The organism is Hoyosella levis, from assembly GCF_026008515.1.
Lineage (GTDB): Bacteria > Actinomycetota > Actinomycetes > Mycobacteriales > Mycobacteriaceae > Lolliginicoccus > Lolliginicoccus levis.
This window is the reverse complement of sequence record NZ_BQYM01000007.1, coordinates 16,531-38,151: the sequence shown is the minus strand read 5'-3', so window position 1 is coordinate 38,151 and position 21,621 is coordinate 16,531. Positions and strand designations below refer to the sequence as shown.

At 68.2% G+C, this 21,621-nt stretch carries 22 protein-coding genes; 8 read left to right on the top strand and 14 right to left on the bottom strand.

Features of this window, described 5'->3' with window-relative positions; all coding sequences use genetic code 11:
• Nucleotides 1–102 precede the first annotated feature (102 nt).
• Both moeB and QC765_RS08895 read right to left on the bottom strand, forming a co-directional pair.
• Nucleotides 103–1,278, bottom strand: coding sequence for a molybdopterin-synthase adenylyltransferase MoeB (gene moeB, locus QC765_RS08900; RefSeq protein ID WP_278314091.1), 1,176 nt, complete (start codon nt 1,276–1,278; stop codon nt 103–105).
• Between the two features lie 13 nt (nt 1,279–1,291).
• Complete coding sequence (locus QC765_RS08895) at nt 1,292–2,236, bottom strand: DUF3152 domain-containing protein (RefSeq protein WP_278314090.1); 945 nt, start codon at nt 2,234–2,236, stop codon at nt 1,292–1,294.
• Between the two features lie 368 nt (nt 2,237–2,604).
• Here QC765_RS08895 and fasR point away from each other — a divergent pair, with 368 nt between their 5' ends.
• Complete coding sequence (fasR, locus tag QC765_RS08890) at nt 2,605–3,297, top strand: HTH-type transcriptional activator FasR (RefSeq protein ID WP_278314245.1); 693 nt, start codon at nt 2,605–2,607, stop codon at nt 3,295–3,297.
• A 194-nt stretch (nt 3,298–3,491) separates the two neighbouring features.
• Here fasR and QC765_RS08885 read toward each other — a convergent pair whose 3' ends face one another.
• Nucleotides 3,492–3,722 (bottom strand): DUF3107 domain-containing protein, encoded by a 231-nt coding sequence (locus QC765_RS08885; protein ID WP_278314244.1) that lies wholly within the window; start codon nt 3,720–3,722, stop codon nt 3,492–3,494.
• A gap of 374 nt (nt 3,723–4,096) precedes the next feature.
• On the opposite strand from QC765_RS08885, the gene QC765_RS08880 reads away from it, so the two are divergent.
• Both QC765_RS08880 and QC765_RS08875 read left to right on the top strand, forming a co-directional pair.
• Nucleotides 4,097–5,887: a DEAD/DEAH box helicase gene (locus QC765_RS08880; protein WP_278314089.1), complete on the top strand. Its 1,791-nt coding sequence runs from the start codon at nt 4,097–4,099 to the stop codon at nt 5,885–5,887.
• A gap of 6 nt (nt 5,888–5,893) precedes the next feature.
• Nucleotides 5,894–7,186 (top strand): Rv3212 family protein, encoded by a 1,293-nt coding sequence (locus QC765_RS08875; protein WP_278314088.1) that lies wholly within the window; start codon nt 5,894–5,896, stop codon nt 7,184–7,186.
• Between the two features lie 13 nt (nt 7,187–7,199).
• Here the strand turns inward: QC765_RS08875 and QC765_RS08870 are convergent, their stop codons facing one another.
• Both QC765_RS08870 and QC765_RS08865 read right to left on the bottom strand, forming a co-directional pair.
• Nucleotides 7,200–8,003 carry a ParA family protein gene (locus QC765_RS08870; protein WP_278314087.1) on the bottom strand — a complete coding sequence of 268 codons (804 nt, stop codon included), beginning with the start codon at nt 8,001–8,003 and terminating at the stop codon, nt 7,200–7,202.
• Between the two features lie 90 nt (nt 8,004–8,093).
• A complete protein-coding gene (locus tag QC765_RS08865; RefSeq protein WP_278314086.1) occupies nt 8,094–8,522 on the bottom strand; it encodes a hypothetical protein in 429 nt (142 codons plus the stop codon).
• Nucleotides 8,523–8,646: 124 nt separating this feature from the next.
• Between QC765_RS08865 and QC765_RS08860 the strand changes: the two genes are divergently transcribed.
• Together QC765_RS08860 and QC765_RS08855 are read left to right on the top strand one after the other, a co-directional pair.
• Nucleotides 8,647–9,609, top strand: a complete 963-nt coding sequence (locus QC765_RS08860; RefSeq protein WP_278314085.1) for a diacylglycerol/lipid kinase family protein — start codon at nt 8,647–8,649, stop codon at nt 9,607–9,609.
• A 327-nt stretch (nt 9,610–9,936) separates the two neighbouring features.
• On the top strand, nt 9,937–10,191 hold the full coding sequence (locus QC765_RS08855; protein WP_149361249.1) for a WhiB family transcriptional regulator: 255 nt from the start codon (nt 9,937–9,939) through the stop codon (nt 10,189–10,191).
• Between the two features lie 124 nt (nt 10,192–10,315).
• Here the strand turns inward: QC765_RS08855 and QC765_RS08850 are convergent, their stop codons facing one another.
• Both QC765_RS08850 and QC765_RS08845 read right to left on the bottom strand, forming a co-directional pair.
• Nucleotides 10,316–11,878 carry a sensor histidine kinase gene (locus tag QC765_RS08850; protein ID WP_278314084.1) on the bottom strand — a complete coding sequence of 521 codons (1,563 nt, stop codon included), beginning with the start codon at nt 11,876–11,878 and terminating at the stop codon, nt 10,316–10,318.
• 9 nt (nt 11,879–11,887) lie between these two features.
• Nucleotides 11,888–12,103, bottom strand: a complete 216-nt coding sequence (locus QC765_RS08845) for a biotin/lipoyl-binding carrier protein (RefSeq protein ID WP_278314083.1) — start codon at nt 12,101–12,103, stop codon at nt 11,888–11,890.
• A gap of 285 nt (nt 12,104–12,388) precedes the next feature.
• On the opposite strand from QC765_RS08845, the gene QC765_RS16490 reads away from it, so the two are divergent.
• The gene (locus tag QC765_RS16490; protein WP_131245889.1) at nt 12,389–12,463 is read left to right on the top strand and encodes a 50S ribosomal protein bL37; all 75 of its coding nucleotides are present in this window, start codon (nt 12,389–12,391) and stop codon (nt 12,461–12,463) included.
• Nucleotides 12,464–12,805: 342 nt separating this feature from the next.
• Here the strand turns inward: QC765_RS16490 and rsrA are convergent, their stop codons facing one another.
• The 3 genes from rsrA to QC765_RS08830 form a co-directional block, all read right to left on the bottom strand.
• Nucleotides 12,806–13,102: a mycothiol system anti-sigma-R factor gene (rsrA, locus tag QC765_RS08840; RefSeq protein ID WP_278314243.1), complete on the bottom strand. Its 297-nt coding sequence runs from the start codon at nt 13,100–13,102 to the stop codon at nt 12,806–12,808.
• 29 nt (nt 13,103–13,131) lie between these two features.
• Nucleotides 13,132–13,785 (bottom strand): sigma-70 family RNA polymerase sigma factor, encoded by a 654-nt coding sequence (locus tag QC765_RS08835; RefSeq protein ID WP_278314082.1) that lies wholly within the window; start codon nt 13,783–13,785, stop codon nt 13,132–13,134.
• A gap of 190 nt (nt 13,786–13,975) precedes the next feature.
• A complete protein-coding gene (locus QC765_RS08830) occupies nt 13,976–14,755 on the bottom strand; it encodes an SOS response-associated peptidase (protein WP_278314081.1) in 780 nt (259 codons plus the stop codon).
• Nucleotides 14,756–14,853: 98 nt separating this feature from the next.
• Here QC765_RS08830 and aroA point away from each other — a divergent pair, with 98 nt between their 5' ends.
• Together aroA and rsgA are read left to right on the top strand one after the other, a co-directional pair.
• Entirely contained in the window at nt 14,854–16,137 is a 1,284-nt protein-coding gene (gene aroA, locus QC765_RS08825; RefSeq protein WP_278314080.1) for a 3-phosphoshikimate 1-carboxyvinyltransferase, read from the top strand.
• Between the two features lie 26 nt (nt 16,138–16,163).
• Complete coding sequence (rsgA, locus tag QC765_RS08820) at nt 16,164–17,129, top strand: ribosome small subunit-dependent GTPase A (protein ID WP_373876715.1); 966 nt, start codon at nt 16,164–16,166, stop codon at nt 17,127–17,129.
• A 36-nt stretch (nt 17,130–17,165) separates the two neighbouring features.
• Here rsgA and QC765_RS08815 read toward each other — a convergent pair whose 3' ends face one another.
• From QC765_RS08815 to QC765_RS08800, 4 genes are all read right to left on the bottom strand, one after another.
• Nucleotides 17,166–18,470 (bottom strand): fatty acid desaturase family protein, encoded by a 1,305-nt coding sequence (locus QC765_RS08815; protein ID WP_278314079.1) that lies wholly within the window; start codon nt 18,468–18,470, stop codon nt 17,166–17,168.
• Between the two features lie 90 nt (nt 18,471–18,560).
• Nucleotides 18,561–19,673, bottom strand: a complete 1,113-nt coding sequence (locus QC765_RS08810; RefSeq protein ID WP_278314078.1) for a ferredoxin reductase — start codon at nt 19,671–19,673, stop codon at nt 18,561–18,563.
• A gap of 3 nt (nt 19,674–19,676) precedes the next feature.
• Nucleotides 19,677–20,204 carry a DUF6912 family protein gene (locus QC765_RS08805; protein ID WP_278314077.1) on the bottom strand — a complete coding sequence of 176 codons (528 nt, stop codon included), beginning with the start codon at nt 20,202–20,204 and terminating at the stop codon, nt 19,677–19,679.
• A 10-nt stretch (nt 20,205–20,214) separates the two neighbouring features.
• Complete coding sequence (locus tag QC765_RS08800; protein ID WP_278314076.1) at nt 20,215–21,621, bottom strand: WS/DGAT/MGAT family O-acyltransferase; 1,407 nt, start codon at nt 21,619–21,621, stop codon at nt 20,215–20,217.

The window sequence follows — 21,621 nt, the reverse complement described above, 5'->3', positions numbered from 1 at the left end:
ATCGGTAACCTACCTGCTCCCGGCGCCGGGGCGCCGCAGACAGGCCGTGGTGTCGCCAAAACTCCCAGCACGAGAAATACCCAGCACGGGCGCCCGCTGGGGTCAGTACCGGGGCAGGCTGGGGTCGATCTGCTCGGCCCAGGCGTCGATGCCTCCGGCGAGGTGCCGCGCGGTCGCGAATCCCTGGGCTCGCAGGACCTCGAGCGCGGCCGCGGACCGGACGCCGGTCTTGCAATAGAGCACAAGATCGCTATCCGCTGGCATGCGTGCGAGCGCCTCCCCCGAGAGGAAATCGGTATGCGGTATCCACTGCGCGCCCGGCAGGTGGGCCAGTGCCCATTCGCCCTCGCTGCGCACGTCGATCAGCACGGGCTCGGCGGTCGTGCCGAGGAGATCCTGCAGCTCGGTGGGCGCGATCTCGGCCCCGGGGGGCACATCAGTAGTGGGGAGGCCGCAGAGCTGCTCGTAGTCAGCGAGCGCGGTGACCGGGGGCGCCGCGTCGTTGCGCCGCAGCCGCAGCGTCCGGAAGGACATGGCCAGCGCGTCGTAGACGAGCACGCGGCCGAGGAGCGGGTCGCCGGTGCCGGTGATCAGCTTGATCGCTTCGGTCGCCATGATCGAGCCGATGGTGCCGCACAGCGCCCCGAACACCCCGCCCTCGCCGCAGGAGGGCACGGTGCCCGCCGCTGGGGGCTCGGGGAACAGGTCCCGATAGGTCGCGCCCCGCTCGTCCGGGGCCGCGTCCCAGAACACCGAGGCCTGGCCCTCGAAGCGGAAGATCGCCCCCCACACGCAGGGCTTCCCGGCGAGCACCGCGGCATCGCTGACGAGGTAGCGGGTGGCGAAGTTGTCGGTGCCATCGAGGATGAGGTCGTACTGGCGGAAGATGTTGACCGCGTTGCGTGGCGAGAGCCGGACATCGTGCCAGCGCACCTCGACGCCGGGGTTGAGCTCGCGGATGGCATCCCGCGCGCTCGCCCCCTTGGGCCGACCAATGCCGGACTCGCCGTGGATGACCTGCCTTTGCAGGTTGGAGAGCTCGACATCGTCGAACTCCACGACACCGAGGGTCCCGATGCCTGCGGCAGCGAGATACATCAGGATCGGTGAGCCAAGCCCGCCAGCGCCGATCACCAGGACGCGCGCGTTGCGCAGTCTGCGCTGGCCCGCCGCCCCGATGCCGGGGATGAGCAGGTGGCGGCTATAGCGGGTCGCCTCGGCGGGCGCGAGCGGCGGGCCGGGCTCCACGAGCGGCGGCAGGGACCCACTGGAAGTCATCGTCGTCCCTGCCCTACTGGACCGGCGGGAAGGGCCACGGGTTGTACCGGCAGGTGAGCCCGTTGGCAGGAATGCTGCCATAGGGGTCGAGCTGGGCGATGTCATTGTTGGCGGTGGAGAGCGTCTGCTGCATCATCACGTGCGCGAGCGCGCCCTCCGACTCGCAGGGCACGTGGGCGGCGAAACCGATCGCATGGCCGATCTCGTGATTGATCACGTACTGCCGGTACGAGCCGATGTCTCCCTGGAACGGGACCGCTCCCCGCACCCAGCGCGCGTCGTTGACGATGACGCGGCCAGGAATGGGGTTGTAGCAGGAGACCTCGAGCTCAATGGTGTAGCCGCACATCTCACGGACCGTCATCGCGGCGGTCAGGGACACGCGGAAGTCTGGCTCGCCATGCGCGGGATCAGAGATGCGCTGGAAGCCGAACCGGGGATCGCCGGTCCAGCTCTTCGGGTTCGCTAGTGTCGCATCGACCATCCGCGCGAACGCCTCGTCGCCGCCATAGCTGGTGGTATCAACGCCGTCCTCGATCTCCACGGTGTAGCGGAACACGCGCGCTCCCGGGGCGCCGACCGGCTCCGTTCCGCCAGGAACGATCCGCCACTGCCCGGCACCGTCGGTCGCGTAGCCACCGCCGCCGGGAAGGTGCCCGGTGGGCAGATCAACAACAAATCCTTCGTTCGGGGACGGGATCGCGGCTGGCTCGTCGCGATCGTGCTGCGTGCCATGCACCCCGCCATCGAGCAACGGGACCGAGCCGTGCGCCGCCTCGGAGAGGCGGGCCTCGACCTCGCCCGTACCCGTCGCCGTGCGTTCCAACGGATGCAGCACCGCTACCACGATCGCGAGAACCAGCAGGGGCACCGCGGCGATCCGCCACCCTGTCGCGGCGATGAAGTGCCGGGCTGGCCCGCGCCGGTCCTGGCGCTGTCGCGTCCTGCGGGTCCTCATGATTGCGCTCGCCGTCCCCCTCGTGATGCGCTCGCTCGCCGATGCCGCATCACAGTTTTTCTCGTTGCTGCTTCCAGGTGTCCCGTTTCCCGTCGCATGGCACCGCGCCCGGGACGGCCGTCCACCACCAGGGTCCAGGGTAAACCAGCGAGCACCGTTCGGCCGAGCAGCGAATCGGCCGCGTCTCCTGGTCGCTGACCGCCCCAGGACCGGCAAGGTAGTGTCGTGTTACCAGCAAAGCCGCAGGCATCGATGCCCGTGAGCGATGAGCGCGATGCGGCGAAGCCGGTGCAACCAGGAAGGTGGTGGGACGCACTGTGAAGGACGTGACCCGGGCTGCGGATCGTCCGCCTGGAGCGCCCAGCGCGATCGCCGCGCGCGGCAAGGCTCCCGGCCCCGGAGGCCCGCTGCCCCGTCGCAGTGGCCGGCTTCCCCGGGGTGCCCGCCGCGCCCAGTTGCTGGCCACCGCGAGCGAGGTCTTCGCTGGGCAGGGCTACCACGCGACGGGGATGGATGACATCGCCGAGCGGGCCGGAGTGAGCAAGCCGGTGCTGTACCAGCATTTCCCGAGCAAGCTCGAGCTCTATCTCGCGGTACTGCAATCGCACGTGGAGAACCTGGTGGCAAGCGTCCGACAGGCTTTGCGCTCGACGACGGACAACCGGCGCCGTCTCCGCGCCGCGATCCAAGCGTTCTTTGATTTCGTCGACAACGACACGCAGGGATACCGGCTTATCTTCGAATCGGATGCGCTGGGCGATCCCTCGGTGCAGGCGCGGGTCGAGGAAGCCAGCGAGGCATGCATCGATGCGGTCTTCGACCTCGTCAGCCACGATTCGGGTCTCGACCCCTACCGGGCCCGGATGCTCGCCGTGGGGCTCGTGGGCATTAGCCAGGTCAATGCCCGCTACTGGCTCGAGGCGCGCCGCCCCATCAGCAAGTCCGACGCGGTGGAGACGACCGTCGCGCTGGCCTGGGGCGGGCTGTCCCACGTGCCCTACCAGCGAGCGGGCACCACGCTGCCCGAGCCGCTAGCCCGCGACATTCCCGTGCCCGAATAGGACAGCTGCTCCGCCGCAGCTACCCGGCCACCGCATAGCAAACGCGATAGAAGCCGCCGAACCATCCGCTCGGCTTCTATCGCGTTTAGCTGCTTCTAGTGCTTTTGCCATCACCTGGCCGCGGGGCACGCCATCTGGCAGCCACGCACATCACCTGGCCGCGGGGCACGCGACCCGGCACCGTGGTCCCAGGCTCAGAGCGCAGCGAATCCAACCTTGCGCGGATCCGCGGGACCGATCTCCACGTAGGCGACCTTGTCCGAGGGCACCAGGTACTTGCGCCCCTTCTCATCGATCAGTTCCAGGGTCGTCGGGTTGCCGGACTCGAACGCCGCGCGTGCCTGCTTCTCCACGTCCTCGACCGATTGGGTGCTGTTGACCACGAGCTCCCGGTTGCTGTCGGCGATGCCGATCTTGACCTCCACGCTGTCCTCCGATCCGTCCCGGCCCGCATGGCCGGTCACGCCTTCAACGACACCGGCGGCCCGCGCGATGGTCGGGCCCGGGACCGGCATCCCTACTCCAGCAAGGCTAGCGAACGCAGCGCCCGCGGCACCGGTGCGCGGCTGCGCTAGTAGCGAAACCTGCTCCTGCCCCAGACCGATCCGGACCCCGAGGCTGCCGCGCTGGCGTGCCCGGCCGCGCGACAGGACAGCGGCGGGCCGCGCGGCAGTTACCATAGGGGGGACGCGATGCGCGCGCATCCTTATAGCGCACGTCCCGGTCGCGATGTCGAGTCGCCGGGCGACCCGCCCTGTGGGTGGCTCCGTGCGGCCTGGGATGGCCTGCGACCGGATGCATGCGAGTCGTCGCGCTCGAACCTGCACGGCGTGCCCCTGCGCGCCCGCATAGCCCGGATGCTGCTCCCTGTGCCTGGAAGCCCGGGAGCAGCCCGAACGAAAGGGACATCCTGAGCACCTTCACCCATGACAGTGAATCCGACACGACGCATGAAGCCGGCAAGACCGTTGTCGCCGACGCGGATGTGCTGGCGACACCCCACGAATCGCCGAGCTTCGCCGAGCTGGGGGTGCGGCCCGAGATCGTCGCCGCGCTGCAGAAGCTCGGAATCGAGCGCACCTTCGCCATCCAGGAGCTGACGCTGCCCCTCGCCATGGCCGGCGATGATCTGATCGGCCAGGCCCGGACGGGAATGGGCAAGACCTTCGGCTTCGGCGTGCCCCTGCTCCACCGCATCTCTACCGGCGACGATCTCGACGGAACGCCCCGGGCCCTGGTAGTGGTGCCCACCCGCGAGCTATGCCTGCAGGTCACCAAGGACCTCACTGGCATCTCGCAGGAAGTGCCAGTCGGATCCGCGGACGAGCCCCGCATGCTGCGCGTGCAGGCGATCTACGGCGGACGGCCCTACGAGGAGCAGATCTCGGCGCTCAACGAGGGCGTGGACGTCATCGTGGGCACGCCGGGGCGCCTGCTCGACCTCTGCTCGCAGAAGCACCTCAAGCTCGATCGCGTCTCGGTGGCCGTGCTCGACGAGGCCGACGAGATGCTCGACCTCGGCTTCCTCCCCGATATCGAGAAGCTGCTCAGCAGGGTGCCGGAGAACCGCCAGACCATGCTGTTCTCGGCCACCATGCCGGGGCCGATCATCACGCTCGCCCGCACGTTCCTGCGCCGCCCCACCCACGTCCGGGCCGAGGAGCATGACTCCCCCGCCGTGCACGCGCGCACCGCGCAGTTCGTCTACCGGGCGCACGCGCTCGACAAGCTCGAGCTGGTCTCCCGCGTGCTGCAGGCACGGGACCGCGGCGCGACGATGATCTTCACCCGCACCAAGAGGCAGGCGGACCAGCTCAGCAAGGATCTCGAGGAGCGCGGCTTCTCGGTGCGGCCGATCCACGGTGACCTGGGCCAGATCGCGCGCGAGAAGGCGCTCAAGGCGTTCCGCACCGGCAAGGTGGACATCCTCGTCGCCACTGATGTCGCGGCCCGTGGCATCGACATCGACGACGTCACCCACGTCATCAACCTGCATTGCCCCGATGACGAGAACACCTTCGTGCACCGCGTCGGCCGCACCGGTCGCGCGGGCCGCACGGGGATCGCGATCACGCTCGTCGACTGGGAGGACACCGCGCGGTGGAAGGCGATCAATGCGTCGCTGAGCCTGGACAAGCCCGATCCCGTGGAGACGTACTCGACGTCGGAGCACCTGTACTCCGATCTGGACATCCCCAAGGAGGTGACCGGCCGGGTCTCCATCCCCGCGCGCTCGAGCACCGACGGCCCCGCGGAGCAGTCCAGCAAGCCCGAAGCATCCCGGCCGCCTCGCAAGAACGACGATAATCGCCAGCGTCGCCGCACCCGTGGCGGGCAGCGGACGGGCAACAAGCAGTCCGCGAGCAGCGGCGAGCCCGCGGGCGCGGGCTCCAGCGGATCCACGCCTGGTGGCAGCGGCCCCGGCAAGGGCGGCTCGGCAGGAAGTGGCGGCGATGATGCCGGCGCGGGCGAGAAGGGATCCGGTGGACCACGTCGCCGCCGGCGCCGCCGCAAGCCAGCCGGCGACGCGCAGTCCGTGGCCCCCACCGGCACCGGATCGGCTACCGGCCCTGGTACCGCGAGCAGCTAGCGTGCCATGATCGCGCCCGAACGTCGCCACCGTGCTGATCTCGCGGTGGCGGCTCTCCTGGTCGTGATCCTGGCCGTCGCCGCATTTGGAGCGTGGTGGGCGAGCCCAGCCCGCCACGCATCGCTCGGCACCGCAGCCGTGCCGATCCCCGAGGCCGTGCAGGCCACCGCGGTACCCGACGCGGTCGTCGAGGCGTGGCGCACGGAAAGCCCCGGCTCGGTAGTGCCCCTCGTCGCGCGGGGCGCGGTCATCTCTGTACGTGCTCACGAAATAGTTGGCCACGATGCGCGCAGTGGTGATCGAGCATGGTCCTACCGTCGCGCCGAGGCGATCTGCACAGTGACCGCGACGTGGAACAAGGTGATCGCCATCTTCCGTGGGCCGCGGGGATGCGGCGAGGTCTCGGCGTTCGACCCAGCGTCGGGCGACCGGGGCCCGCAACGCACGAGCGAGGCGGACGACGCGGTGACGATCGAGTCGAATGGATCCCGCTTCGTATCCTTTGGCCCGGCCCGCCTCGAGGCCTGGCGCTCGGATCTCGTGCGGACGGTGGAAGCAGGCCGGGTCAGCGCACCGATCGAGCCAGGATTGCAGCCACGCGCCGATTGCGCGATCCGTGATGCCGCTATCACGCAGAGCCGCATCCCCATGATCGTCAAGTGCCCGGACGACGTCGGCGAGCGCCTGGTCATGCTGGCCAGCGACCCCGAGAGCTTCCGCGAGCCCGAGGAGTTCGGGGATGCCCTGCTGACCCGCACTGACGGGACGCTCGGTGAGGTGCCGGGGGTGGACGGCGCGCGCATCGTCTTCGCCACCCCCCAGTCCACCGTGATCGCCATACCCGGGGACCGACCCGCCCTCGCCATGTTCGACGGCCAGGCAAACCCACGCGGGCGGCACGAGCTGCCCGCGAACGTGGTGCCAGCAGACGTGTCGCGCGAGGATGGGGCTACCGCTGCCCATGCCTTCGCTGGGGCCGGCCTGCCCGCGGTCCTTGCTGGCGATTCCGGCATCAGGGTCTGGGGCGCAGGGGCAGGGCTCGTGGCGCTGTCACCGAACGATCAGCGCCCCATCTGGGAGTTCCCGGGGTCGCTGGGCCAGCCAGCGATGATGGCGGGCAGCCTGCTCGTGCCCATCGCGTCCGGCATCGCAGTCGTGGACGTCCGCACCGGCGAGCAGGAACGCCTCATTCCCGTGGAGCGCGATGGCGCGCCGGGCAGCATCCATCTCGCCGTTGTGGGCGAGATGATCATCGAGCAGCGCGGCGACGCCCTGGTCGCGCTGGCACCACGCTCCTAGCGGCTGCTGCCGATCAGGAGACCTTGGCGTAGGGGTCGAACGTAGCGAGCGGGGTGCCCTTCTGCCAGTGATCAAGCAGCTGGCGCGCGAGCGCCCGATAGGCATCCGCGCCCTTGTTGCGGCGGGCCGCGAGGATCGAGGCACCGGAGGCGCTGGCTTCCGCGAACTTCACGGTGCGCGGGATCGGTGGCGCGAGCACGGGCAGCCCATACCGGTCCGAGACGTCAGCGAGGACATCACGACTGTGGGTGGTGCGGGCGTCATACAGCGTGGGCAGCGCGCCGAGCAGCGACAGGTCAGGATTGGTGATCTGCTGCACCTCCGAGACCGTGCGCAGCAATTGCCCCACTCCCCGGTGCGCGAGCGTCTCGCACTGCAGGGGCACGATCACCGAATCCGCGGCGGTGAGCCCATTGAGCGTGAGCACGCCGAGCGACGGCGGGCAATCGATGAGCATGATGTCGAACTCGGGGGCCACGGCATCGAGAGCGCGGCGGAGGGTGAACTCCCGCCCGGCCCGCATGAGCAGCATGGCCTCGGCACCGGCGAGATCGATCGTCGACGGCAGCAGGGTCATTCCGTCGCTGGTCTCGAGGACGACGTTGCTGACCTTCTGGGAGCCCACGAGCACGTCATGCACCGACGCGTCGATGTTGTCGGGGTCGTGACCGAGCGAGAAGGTCAGGCATGCCTGCGGGTCGAGATCAACGATCAGCACGCGTTGCTGCATCGAGGCGAGGGCAGCCCCCAGCGATGCCACTGTGGTGGTCTTGGCGACGCCACCTTTTTGATTGGCGATTGCGAGAACTCTGGTCACGAGTCCTATAGTCCCTGATCAACACGCGCGAAGCGAGGACCGGCGCGGGCGTTTTGCCGGGCGATCCGATATCTCCTGCCGGGCAGGGGCTCAGTCGGCGTTGAGCCAGTCGCTCGAGCGCCCGGACATCATCAGCACCAGCGTCAGCACGACGACGGCGCCAAGGCCGAAGCCAAGGGCGTACTGGTGCGAGGTGGTGATCATCGAGAACACCACCGGTAGCAGGAGCAGCTGCATCACGATCGCTACGGCCCTGCCCCACCTCTTGCCCAGCGCGAGCGCGATGCCACCAGCGAGGACCGCAGCACCGAGCAGCAAGAACCACGATGACAGGGCGATCCCGAAGCGCGCCTCGTTGCCCTCGGACGCGATCGCTCGCGCGGCGTACCAGGCACCGAGCCCCAGGCATGTGGCGCCCTGCGCCGCGACGATCGCTCCGGCAGCGCGGATGCCCCAGGGCACCGGCAGCGGCAGGGTATCGTCCGGCTCGGGGGGCATGTCTGGTCCAGTCCTAGGCACCCTGCCAGGGTAAGGCAGCGGTGCCGCCGGGTGGTAGCGCGGCAACCCCGGGGGCGCCGAGCCGGCCAACCCGCGGAGGCAGGTGGCGCGCTGGTCGCGCGATCACCGGCTAGGCTGAGTCCTCGTGCGCGCCTTGTTGATCGTGAATCCTCACGCGACGACCACCTCGTCAGCTGGACGTGACCTCATCGGTCATGCGCTCTCGAGCAAGCTCTCGCTGCGCATCAAGCAGACCGCGCACCGCGGCCACGCCGCCGAGCTCGCGGCGGAGGCGACCAAGCAGGGCTATCCGCTGATCATCGTGCATGGCGGCGATGGCACCGTCAACGAAGTCGTCAACGGCATCCTCGAGCCGCCGCGCGAGGGCCTGCTGACCTCGCTGCCGCTCGGCGCAGTGCCGTCGGTAGCAGTGATCCCGGGAGGCTCGGCGAACGTCTTCGCGCGGTCGCTCGGTATCGCGCCGGACCCGCTCGATGCCGCCAACCAGATCCTCGACCTGATCGCGCGCCGCGAGCATCGACGGATCGGGCTCGCGCATTGCGAGGGGCGCTGGTTCCTGTTCAATGCTGGCGTGGGCCTCGATGCCCATGCGGTGCGGGCGGTGGAGAAGAAGCGCGCGGCCGGTCGCACGGCGACGCCAGGCCGGTACATGCGGGCCGCGGCGCGGGCGTTCCTGCGGGAGCGGCGGCTTCCTCCGGCGTTGACGGTCGAGCTTCCTGATGGAGCAGTCCATGACGGCGTATATTTCGCGTTCGTCTCGAACGCGAGCCCATGGACATTCATCGATGAACGGCCTGTCCTGACGAATCCGGGCGTGAGTTTCGATAATGGACTTGGCGTGTTCGCGATGCGCTCGGCGGGCATCGTTCCGATAGCCCGGGTGGCCCGGCAGATCGTGTTCGGCAGCGGAGGCCCCGCGCACCGGCACCTGCTCCGTGTCGATGATGTGCCTAGAGTGCGGGTCCGGGCGTCGCGACCGATGGGCCTGCAGGTGGACGGGGACTACATCGGCATGCGGGACGATGTGGCCTTCCATGCGGTGCCGGACATGCTGGACGTGATCGCGCAGGCGAATCCCCGCGTGTGATACTCGACACAGAAGAGTCCTAGCTCTCCTCCAATGGTAGCGAATCTGCCCGAATTGCCGCACACTAGAGTTTCCGAGCGTAGAACTATTGGAGTGAGCAACATCACACTCCTGTCCGAGATTGCGCCACGAAGACGCGCACACGGGTTCCTCGCAGTGACTTAGGTTACGTCCAGGGGAAACCTATTGACTTCCCCAGAGATCGTGACACGATTCTTAGTTAACAGCGCGGAAACAATATGGCTACGCGTGGGTAAATTGCTAACAACAACGGTGTGACGCACCTCGCCCCCTCGTGCGCGGCACACCCAGTGAGGAGTACCGATTATGGACTGGCGCCATAGGGCGGTCTGCCGCGACGAGGACCCCGAACTGTTCTTCCCCGTGGGAAACAGCGGTCCGGCGCTGGCACAGATCGCACAGGCCAAGATTGTATGCAACCGATGCCCCGTCACCCCGGAATGCCTCTCGTGGGCACTGGAGTCCGGACAGGACGCGGGCGTCTGGGGCGGGATGAGCGAGGACGAGCGACGTGCGCTCAAGCGTCGCAAGGCTCGTACCCGCGCACGCAGCACGGTCTAGCACACTACTGGCGGGAGCCTCGCTAGCAGGAGGCCCACTCGCATCGAGCACAACGCCCGGGGACCATACGTGGCCCCGGGCTTGCTCATGCGCGCGTACTTCCTTGCGCATCTGCCCGCGCACCTCAGCGCCGCCGCCCGAGCGGGACCCGCAGCAATGCATCAGTGCCGCCATCCGCGCTCTCCTCGAGTGTCAGCGATCCCCCGAGCTCGGCCGCGACCAGCGTCCGCACGATCTGCAGGCCCAGCCGATCGGACTTCTCCAGGCTGAAGCCATCGGGCAGGCCGTTCCCGTTGTCGTGGATCACCACATCGAGCCACCGCGCGGAACGCTCCGCGCGCAGCACGATCTCGCCACGACGATCGTCTGCCTCAGCCACTTCCATCGCGGAATAGTGCAGGTCGGCCGTCGCGCCCATGTTGAACGCATGCTCGATCGCGTTCTGCACGAGCTCGGTCAGCACCATCACCAGCGGCGTCGCCTTGTCCGCGGGCATCACGCCCATGCTGCCCTCGCGCCGCACATCGATCGGTTTCCCTATCGTCGCCACATCCACCATCATCGGCACCAAGCGATCAATGACCTCATCGAGGTTCACCTGCTCGTCGACCGACATCGACAACGTGTCATGGACCAGCGCGATCGAGCTCACCCGCCGCACCGATTCCGCGAGCGCCTGCCGCGCCTCCTCGTTCGTAGTCCGCCGTACCTGCAGCCGCAGCAATGCCGCGACCGTCTGCAGGTTGTTCTTCACCCGATGGTGGATCTCGCGGATCGTCGCGTCCTTCGATAGCAGCGCCCGATCGCGCCGCTTCACCTCCGTGATATCGCGCACCAGCACCAGGGCGCCACCGGGAACCGCATGCGGATACAGCGGCAATGCACGGAACAGAACGGTCGCCCCACGCGCATCGACCTCCATCCGCATGCTCGACTCCCGGGCCGTCACGGCCTTGACCCGCACCGCGAACTCCTGGGCGTCGAACGGATCCGAGATCAATGGTCGCGTCAGGGCTACGAGGTCATGGCCCGAGATCTCGGTGCTCAGGCCCATCCGGTGATACGCCGACAACGCGTTGGGGCTCGCGTACTCCGCCACGCCATCGACGCCGATGCGGATGAGGCCATCACCCGCCCGCGGGCTCGACTGGATGCCGGCGAGATCCTCCCGCAACGGGAAGCTGCCATCGCAGATCATCTGGCACAGATCGCCCGCGCACGCGATGTAGGCCATCTCCAGGGCGCTCGGCACCCGCAATTGCGCCAGCGAGGAATCCCGCGTGAGCACCGCGATGATCTGCCCGCCCGACTGCACCGGGATGGCCTCGCGCGCCAGCGGGGTCCCCTCGTGCCAGCGGGGCGCATCCTCCCGCAGGATCTCCCCCCGCAGCATCGCCGCCACGAGCTCCGGATGATCCTCCCAATCGACGCCACTGCTCACGAGGTCCTGCGGATACACCGTCGGCGATGTCGTCGGACGGCATTGCGCCACGCACACCGCCCGCGCCCCGGACAGATCGTCAGCACCGTCATCGTCTTCGAGGTCCCCGGTGGCGACCCACATCAGGAAGTCGGAGAAAGCCAGGTCAGCGATCAACTGCCACTCGCCCACGAGTCGCTGCAGATGGTTCACGGCCTCGCCCGGCAGATCGGTGTGATCGGCCAGCAGCGTGCTCAGCGTGGACACAAGCAGGCCCTAGGAGATAACCGCGATGAGGTCACCTTGCTGGATCACGTCATCCTTCGTGACGTTCACCACGTCGACCGTGCCATTGAACTCGGACAAGACGGGAATCTCCATCTTCATCGACTCCAGCAGCACAAGGGTGTCCCCCTCCTTCACGACATCACCGGCATGGACCACGACTTCGAGCACCTTCGCGACCATTTCTGCACGCACATTTTCCGCCATGGGTTCCTCCGCAGCGACATCGATCACACTGATCCACCAAGGCTAGCCCAGTCACTACTCGCCACCGCGCACCGGCAGGCATCTCGCGCGCCGCCCCGCCTCAGCCCACCGCGAGAACGGCCGGTGGAGCCGCCTGGACGCAGCAGGCCGTCGATGGCCTCGGCGGGTCACGGGGACGACGCTCCGGACCCATGCGGCAACTGTGCGGGGCACCCTCCGGCAACGAGTACACTGGATCGGCAACACAATGCGTGGATAACCATTTCATGTCCGAGGAGACAGCCCATGAGCAAGCGAGGCCGCAAGCGTCGTGACCGCCGCAAGAACAAGGCAAACCACGGCAAGCGCCCAAACGCCTGAGCATCGAACGCTCTCAGCCGTCACCTGTGGGGCCCGACCGAGATCCCGGTCAGGCCCCACAGGTGTATTTGCGGGCGGAACCGGGCGCCGCCGGATCAGAGCCGCGGATGTGGCCGCCGGATCAGCGCCGCGGATGTGGCCGCTGAGCAGAGCCGCGGATGGCTTGATCGAGGCGCGACAGCAAACGCGATAGAAACTGTGCAATTTGCAGGACAGTTTCTATCGCGTTTGACGGTATCCGGTGCTTTTGCCGACAGGCAGGAGGCCCCGGCGCCGACGAGCGGCACTCCCGCGGGTTGCGGCAGGCGGGAGGCCCCGGCTGCCACCAGCACCGCGCTGGTGCTAGTCCTCGTAGCGGACGCGGGTGACCTCGCCGTAGATGACCTGGCGCCGGATCTCCAGCGTGAGACGCTCGCGCAGGCTCTCGGGCGCCCGCTCCCCCGCGCACTTGCGGGATAGCATGCGCTTGATCTTCTCCTCGATGCCATAGTGCTCGAGGCATGGCCCGCAGTTGTCGAGGTGAGCCTGGAGCCGGTCGCGGACCCCGTCGGCGCATTCATTGTCGAGCAGGAGGTAGACGTCAGCCATCACGGCGGAGCAGTCGAGCCCATGCTCGTGATCGTCGCCGTGGGGGTCCATGCCGGAGCCGGTGTGGTCGTGGGTGCTCATCACGCGTTGTCCTCCTCGCCGTTGGCGGCGTTGCGCATGAATCCCCGATCACGGGCGACATCGGCAAGCGCTGCGCGGAGCTGCTTGCGGCCGCGATGCAGCCTGGACATCACGGTGCCGATGGGCGTGCCCATGATGTCCGCGATCTCCTTGTAGGGGAACCCCTCCACGTCGGCGTAGTAGACAGCCATGCGGAATTCCTCGGGAAGGGATTGCAGCGCGTTCTTGATCTCATCGTCCGGCAGCGCGTCGAGCGCCTCTACCTCGGCGGACTTCAGCCCAGTGGACTGATGCTCGGCGGAGGCGGCCATCTGCCAGTCGGTGATCTCGTCAGTGGGATACTGCGCGGGCTGCCGCTGCTTCTTGCGGTACCCATTGATGTAGGTGTTGGTCATGATGCGATACAGCCACGCCTTGAGGTTCGTGCCCTCCTTGAACGAGCTGAACGCGGAGTATGCCTTGAGGTAGGTCTCCTGGACGAGGTCCTCAGCGTCAGTCGGGTTGCGCGTCATCCGCAGCGCCGCCCCGTAGAGCTGGTCGATCATGGGCATGGCGTCGCGCTCGAACCGCTCCACGAGCTGCGTGGCGGTCTCCGCGGCGTTGGCTGACTCGTCAGTGCCCTCGGCTGGGCTGTACTGATTCGCTTTTGGCACAGGCGCCCCTTCACTGATAGCAGTCTTCAAGACTACCGCCTGCCCGAGGCGCTGATCCACCGGCGCTTCCATGCACAACGAGCCCACGCGACACCTCTAACCCAGATCGCCCTTGTATATCGTCCGTCCGGTGCAACCCGTGGACGAGGTTGTTTGTTCCCGGGTGGGCCGCGGATGACGCCAGCGCTCGCTAGAACAACGCCGGCCCGTCCCCCTCGTCGGTGGCGCTGTCGTCGGCCTGCGCAACGGGCTGGAGCAGCTCGGGACCATCATTGCGGACGCTGTTGACGAGGGGACGAACCTCGCGGATGGAGATCGCCGCCGCGAAGGCCTCGCCAGGGCTAGCGAGCAGCGCGTCGGGCGGGCCTCCATCAGGGTCGAGCCACTGGTCCCACTGCCCGGCATGGAGCATCAGCGGCATGCGATCGTGGATGGCCGCGAGGTTCCCCACCGCCGCGGTGGTGAGGATGGAGCAGCTGAGCAGGGAGCCCTCGTCTTTCGCCCCCTGGGGGTCCTTCCATGCCGACCAGATCCCGGCGGCGTAGAGCCGCTCGCCATCTCGGTGGCTCATGAAGTACGGGGTCTTGGCGGGTCGGCTGCCCGTTGTGGCGGGCCGCCACTCGTACCAGCCGTCCATGGGCACGAGGCACCGGTGGCGCGAATAGGACGTCCGGAACGCGGGCTTGGTGGCCACCGTCTCCGACCGCGCGTTGAACAGCAAGGGACCGGATTTCAGATCCTTGGCCCACACGGGAACGAGCCCCCAGCGCATGGCCCTGATCCTGCGCCGCACGGCTGCCCCGGCATTGTCGTCGCCGTCGGAGCGGTCGTGCCGGTCAACGACCGCCGCGATCTCCGTGGTGGGCGCGATGTTGTAGCCCGTCCGCGCCGCGCCCCCGGTCTCGTCGAGGGCATCGAGCTCCTCGGCGAGCGTCGCTGGGTCCGCTGTCACGGCATATCGTCCGCACATGCCTCCATCCTGGCACGGGTCCCTGACAATTCCGGCTGATCACGCCATGATCGGCCCCGTTGTCGCGGCGGACGTACCGGATGCGGGAAGATAGGCGCATGAGCTCATGGCGCGCCCCGCATCACCCTGCCCCGATCTCCGCTGTTGTTCCCGTTCCCGGTTCAAAATCAGCGACCAACCGGGCGCTGGTGCTCGCGGCGCTCGCAAATGGCCCGTCCACGGTGCGGGGGGCGCTCCGCAGCCGGGACACGAACCTGATGATCGCGGGCTTGCGCGCGCTCGGCACCGGCATCACCGAGCAGTCGGCCCCCGAGCTGGCCCAGACCGAGCTACTCGTCGAGCCGGGCCCATTGCATGGCACCGAGATAGATTGCGGGCTCGCGGGCACCGTGATGCGCTTCCTGCCGGGGGTCGCGGCGCTCGCCAGCGGCGCGGTGCGCTTCGACGGCGATGAGCAGGCCCGCGTCCGTCCCCAGGGCGTGACGCTCGATGCGCTGCGGGCGCTCGGAGCCGACGTCGAGGGTTCAGCGCTGCCGTTCACCGTCCGGGGCACAGGAGCGGTGCGCGGTGGCGAGGTAACGATCGACGCCTCGGGATCCTCGCAGTTCGTCTCGGGCCTGCTCCTCGCCGGCGCACGCTTCGAGCAAGGTGTGACAGTCCGGCATTCGGGTGGCAAGGTCCCCTCCACGCCACACATCGACATGACCGTGGAGATGCTGGCCCATGCTGGGATCGAGGTGGAGCGACCAGATCCCACGACCTGGCGGATCGCGCCCGCACCGGTGGCGGCGACCACCTGGGATATCGAGCCCGACCTGTCCAACGCGACGCCGTTCCTCGCGGCCGCGGCGGTCACCGGCGGCTCGGTGACGGTGCCGGGCTGGCCGAAGGAGACGACGCAGGCGGGCGATCAGATCCGCGGCCTGCTCGAGCGCATGGGGTGCGAGGTCCGGCTCGATGCGGACGGGCTCACCGTCACCGGCACCGGCGCTCTCGAGGGCATCGACGCGGACCTCGGGGACATCGGTGAGCTCACCCCCACCGTCGCCGCGCTCGCCGCGCTCGCCTCCGCTCCGTCCCGGCTGCGAGGCATCGCGCACCTGCGCGGGCACGAGACCGATCGCTTGGCCGCGCTCGCCACCGAGATCACCCGGCTCGGCGGGCAGTGCGTGGAGACCGAGGATGGCCTGGAGATCACCCCGGTGCCGCTGCATGCTGGCCTGTGGCACGCCTACGCCGATCACCGGATGGCCACGGCCGGGGCGATCATCGGCCTTGTGGTTCCCGATGTAGAGGTCGATGACATCGGCACCACGGCCAAGACGCTGCCGGGCTTCGACGGAATGTGGACCCGCATGCTCGAGGGAGGCGATCCACGCTGAGCCGTCGCCGCTACGACGAATCGGATGTGCGGATCCGACCGGGCAAGGGCACCCGGCCGCGCACCAAGAACCGCCCGGAGCACCTTGATGCCGAGCGGGCCCTGGTGGTCTCGGTGGATCGTGGCCGGTGGGGCTGCATGGTCCTCGACGGCGAGCCGGGCGAGCGCCTGGTGGTCGCGATGCGGGCGCGCGAGCTCGGCCGCACACCGATCGTGGTCGGCGACTATGTGGGCATCGTTGGGGACACCAGCGGCACCCACGACACCCTCGCGCGCATCGTGCGCCTCGAGGAGCGCTCGAGCGTGCTGCGCCGGACGGCCGACGATACTGATCCGTTCGAGCGGATCGTGGTGGCCAATGCCACGGTGCTGCTCATCGTCGTCGCGGCGGCGGAGCCCACGCCGCGCACAGGCTTCGTGGAGCGGGCACTGATCGCCGCGTACGTGGGCGGGCTCAAGCCGGTGCTGTGCGTCACCAAGAGCGATCTCGCGGACCCGAGCGTGTTCACCGCGCACTTCGATGGCCTGGACCTTCCCATCGTGCCGACGGGCGTCGAGGATGATCTGGAGCCGCTTTTCGAACGCATCTCGGGGACCATGTCCGCGCTCATCGGTCATTCGGGCGTGGGCAAGTCCACTTTGGTCAATCGCCTGGTGCCGGATGCGTACCGGGCGACAGGCCGGGTCTCGGGCGTGGGCAAGGGACGGCACACGTCCTCGCAGTCGATCGCGCTGGCCCTCCCCGGCGGCGGATGGGTGATCGACACCCCAGGGGTGCGTTCCTTCGGGCTCGCCCATATCGGTGTGGAGGACGTGGTGGGGGCGTTCGATGACCTCACCGAGATCGTGGAGCGCTGCCCGCGCGGATGCGGGCACCTGGGGGCGCCGGAGGATCCGGGATGCGCGTTCGATCAGCTGGAGGGCGCGGTGCTGCGCAGGGCGATGGCGGTGCGCCTGCTGCTGGCGGCCCTGGGAACCAATGACCAGTGGTGACCGGCGGCGCTAGGAATCGACCTGCGGGCCCGAGCGTCAGGCGGCGACGGGCTGGGCAGCCCGCGCCCCGGCGGACGGACCGGAGATCGCCTGGCGGAGCGCGACCACGATGCCCGGGCGCTTGCGCCGCGCGGCCAGCGCGGTGCGCAGGCCCCGCCGGGCACCAGTGACTGGGTCGGCGCCGACAAAGGAGTCGCGGATGCCTCCGGCGATGCGGAACTTGAGCTCGGAGTTGGTCTCGGGGGCATCATCGGTGGTGCCGGTGAGAAAGCGATCCGGCAGCGCGAGCTTGATGATGGTGCGCCAGGTCTGCAGGTACATCCTCGGGAACGAGGCCATCGTGTAGGGCAGGTCGTACTCCTCGGCGAGGACCTGCACGCGCTCGGAGATCTCCTGGAGCCGGTTGCTGGGCAGGTCCGGGAACAGGTGGTGCTCGATCTGGTAGCACAGGGTGCCGCTCATGAACCGCATGATCGGGCCTGCCTTGAAGTTGGCGGAGCCAAGCATCTGTCGCAGGTACCAGTCTCCCCTGGTCTCGCTGAGGTACTGCTCCTGGGTGAACTTCTCGGCCCCGTCGGGGAAGTGCCCGCAGAAGATGATGCCGTGCGCCCAGACGTTGCGAATGATGTTCGCGACGACGTTCGCGGCAAGCGTGGTGAGGAAGCCGGGACCAGTGAGCGCGGGGAAGAACAGGTAGTCCTTGGCGATCTGCTTGCGCATCTTGCGCAGGACCTCGTCGCGCTGCTCCGCGAACTCATCCATGTCCTTGAGCCCAGCGGCAACGTTCGCGAGCTCGAGGTGCTGGACCGCGACTCCGTACTCGAACAGCAGGGCGAGAACGAGGTTGTAGATCGGATTGCCGAGGTTGAAGGGCTCCCACTTGCTATCGCGAGTGACGCGTAGCAGGCCGTAGCCCACGTCGGGGTCGAGCCCGATGATGTTGGTGTACTTGTGGTGCAGGTGGTTGTGGGTCTGCTTCCAGTGCGCGGAGGGGTCGCAGATGTCCCATTCCCACGAGCTGCTGTGGATCTCGGGGTCGTTCATCCAGTCCCATTGGCCGTGGATGACGTTGTGGCCGATCTCCATGTTCTCCACGATCTTGGAGATGCCCAGCCCTACAGTGCCGAGGAGCCAGGCGGGCGGGAACCAGCTCGCGAAGAGCACGCCCCGGCTAGCGATCTCCAGGCCGCGCTGGAACCGGATGGTCTTTCGGATGTAGCGCGCGTCGCGCTCGCCCAGGGATGCCTCGATGCCCGCGCGGATCTGGTCCAGCTCCCGCCCCAGTGCTTCGACGTCCTCCGGGGTGAGGTGCGCGTACTCCTTGATATCGGTGATGGCCATCCGCAACCGTCCTTGGCAGAGCAACAACATGTACCCACTGGTGCGCAGGTTAGTGCACCGTAGGCTACGGCAAACAGCCTGTGATGCAGTTCACAGTATCAGCTGGCAATCCCCCGCGGGGACCGAGATGCAGGTCTTGATCCGCTCCCCCGGGCACGCCTCCCGGCCACTGCGCAGGTCACGCGCGAAACCGTCCCCAAGTTGCGTGACACAGGTGTGGCAGATGCCCATCCGGCACCCGAACGGCATGCGGACGCCCGCCTGCTCGCCCGCCTCGAGCAATGTCGTCGCGCCATCGACCGCGACCTCCTTGCCGGAGAGGGCAAAGCGCACCGTGCCGCCATCGGTCGCGTGCGCGGTGCGATCCACCGAGAACCGCTCCACATGCAAGCGTTCCCCCACCCCCTCGGCCTCGTACTGCGCCTCCATGGCATCCAGCAACCCCTGCGGACCACATGCCCACGCCTCCCGGTCGCGCCAGTCCGCGGCCATGGCATCGAGCATCGCGGGCGAGAAGAAGCCCTGATCTTCGGTCAGCTGCAGGTGCAACCGATAGCCTGGCCGCGCCTCGTGCCGGGCGAGCTCCGCGCGGAACATCACCTCGCTCTCGCGCGGCGCGCAATGCACATGGACGACGTCGGGCGCCCCGCCACGATTGCCCAGCGTCCGCAGCATGCTGATCACCGGGGTGATGCCACTGCCCGCCGTCACGAACAGGATCTTCGACGGAGGCGGCTCGGGCAGGACGAACTCGCCCTGCGGGGCAGCGAGCCTGATGATCGTTCCCGGCTCCACCCCGTCGACGAGGTGAGTCGACAGGAAACCTTCTGGCATGGCCTTCACCGCGATCGAGATGACCCCGCCGCCCGCGCGCGGGGAACTCGTCAGGGAGTAGGAGCGCCAATGCCACCGGCCATCGATCTCCAGGCCAATGCCCACGAACTGCCCGGCCCGATAGCGGTGATCGAAGCCCCACCCCGGCTTGATGACGACTGTCGCGGAGTCCGCCGTCTCGGCACGGACCTCGATGACCCGGCCACGCAGCTCCCGCGCGGACCACAAGGGATTGATCAGGTGCAGGTAGTCATCCGGGATGAGCGGCGTGGTCAACCGGGTCAGCACCGCGCGCGCTTGGTGCAGCCTGCGATCCGCTACCTCCGGCAGGTCCTCGACCGGCTTCTCCAGCCACTTCCGCAGCCTCATGGCTCACAGCAGCTCGAGGAGGAAGTGCAGCTCCTGCGTCGCGTACCACGCGAGATCATGGTCCTCCACGTCTCCGAGGGCGAGCTCGGCATCCTCGTCCCCGAGGTCGGCCTGATCGATCACCGGCAGCAAGCGCGCGACCGGCTCTTCGGCGGCGGCCAGATCGATATGCGCGCTCGCCACATCGCTCAGCAGCACCGGACCGGAAACCTTCACTACCGCATCATCAAGATCCGGCCGCAGCACGGCGTCCCCGGCATCGACGGCCAGCACCGCGCGCCGCAGCACGGGCCCCGCGCCGGTTTCGGCGGCATCGGTCCCGGCGCCATCGGTCTCGGCGGCAAGCAGGCGCAGCGAGGCGCGCCCAGCATCCCGCATCGCCACCTCGGCGAGCTCCTCCTCGTCACCGGAGGCATAGGCTTCCCGCAGCGCCGGGGTCACCGCGAAGGCCGTCCCCCCGACCGGGAACAACTGCTGCTCCGCGACGAGCTGCTGCAGCATCCTGATCGTGACCGGCACATAGATCCGCACTCGAACTCCTTCAGCTACACGCTTCGCGCAGCTCATCGAGCGACTCGGCGAGCATCGATGCAAAAACGTCAACGTCCGACATCGCCCCCCGATCCGCGTTCAGGCCAAAATAGATCCGACCGTTGTAGGACGTCACACCGATCGAGAGAGCCTGGTTCTTCACCAGGGGCGGCACCGGGTACATCTCCGTCATCCGCACGCCCGCCGAATAGAGCGGCGACTGCGGGCCGGGAGCGTTCGTGACGATCAGGTTGAACACCCGCTGCGGGAACGAGCTCGCGACGCGCGCGCCCATCGCGTGCAGCGTCGCGGGCGCGAAACCGGATAGCTGCACCAAAGTGCCGGCGTCCACGGAGCGACCAGAATGGGCATGGACCTCCGTGGCATGCGCCACCTGCGAGAGCCGCACCACCGGATTCGGCTCCCCCACCGGCAGATCGATCAGGAACGATGACACGTTCCGGCGAGCCTCGCCGCCCGTGCCATCGATCGAGCCCTCCAGGTACACCGCCATCGGCACCAGCGCCCGGACTGTCGATGACGCCGAAACGGGCTCGCCCCGCGACACCAGCCAGTTGCGCAGCGCCCCCGTGATCACCGAGAGCACCACATCATTGACCGTGCAGCCGTAGCGGGCGCGAATCCGCCGGAACTCATCCAGCGAGCTCGCCGCCACCGCATACCGGCGGTTCCGCGAGATCGTCACGTTGAGCGGGCTCGTGGGCGCGGTGCTCGCTGCCGACCACACCATCGAGGCAACCTTGCCCGCGCCCTGCGCCACCTTGCCCACGGTCGCGGATACGTCCTTCGTCGCCATGCGCAACGTGTGCACGCCGTCGCGCGGGCGCGACACGAGGTCCATCACGGCGCCCGCCACCAGCCGGAGGTCACCGGGCTCGCGCTCCGGCATCCACAAGTCATCCGAGAGCTCGGCCGGGCGCGGCTTGCGATCGAAGATGACCTGCCCGATCTCCATGTTCTCGATGCCATCGACCAGGGACTCGTGCGACTTGATGAAGATCGCCGAGCGACCCGCGGAGAGCCCCTCGACGAGATACATCTCCCACAGCGGGCGCGACCGATCCAGCGGGCGCGAGACGAGCCGCGCGATCAGGTCATGCAGCTGCTCATCGTCGCCTGGCCGCGGCAATGCCGACCGGCGCACGTGATAGGTGATGTCGAAATCCGCGTCATCGATCCATATGGGCCGCCCCAGGCCACGCGCCACCTCGCGCACCTTCTGGCGATACTGGGGCACGAGCCCGATCCGCTCCTCGACCAGGTTGAGCAAGCTGTCATAGTCAAGCTGCTCATCGTCGGAGCTCTGGAAGATCGCCAACGTGCCCACATGCATGGGCGTCGTGCTCTCCTCCATGTAATAGAACGAGGCGTCGAGATTGGACAGCTTCTTCACCAC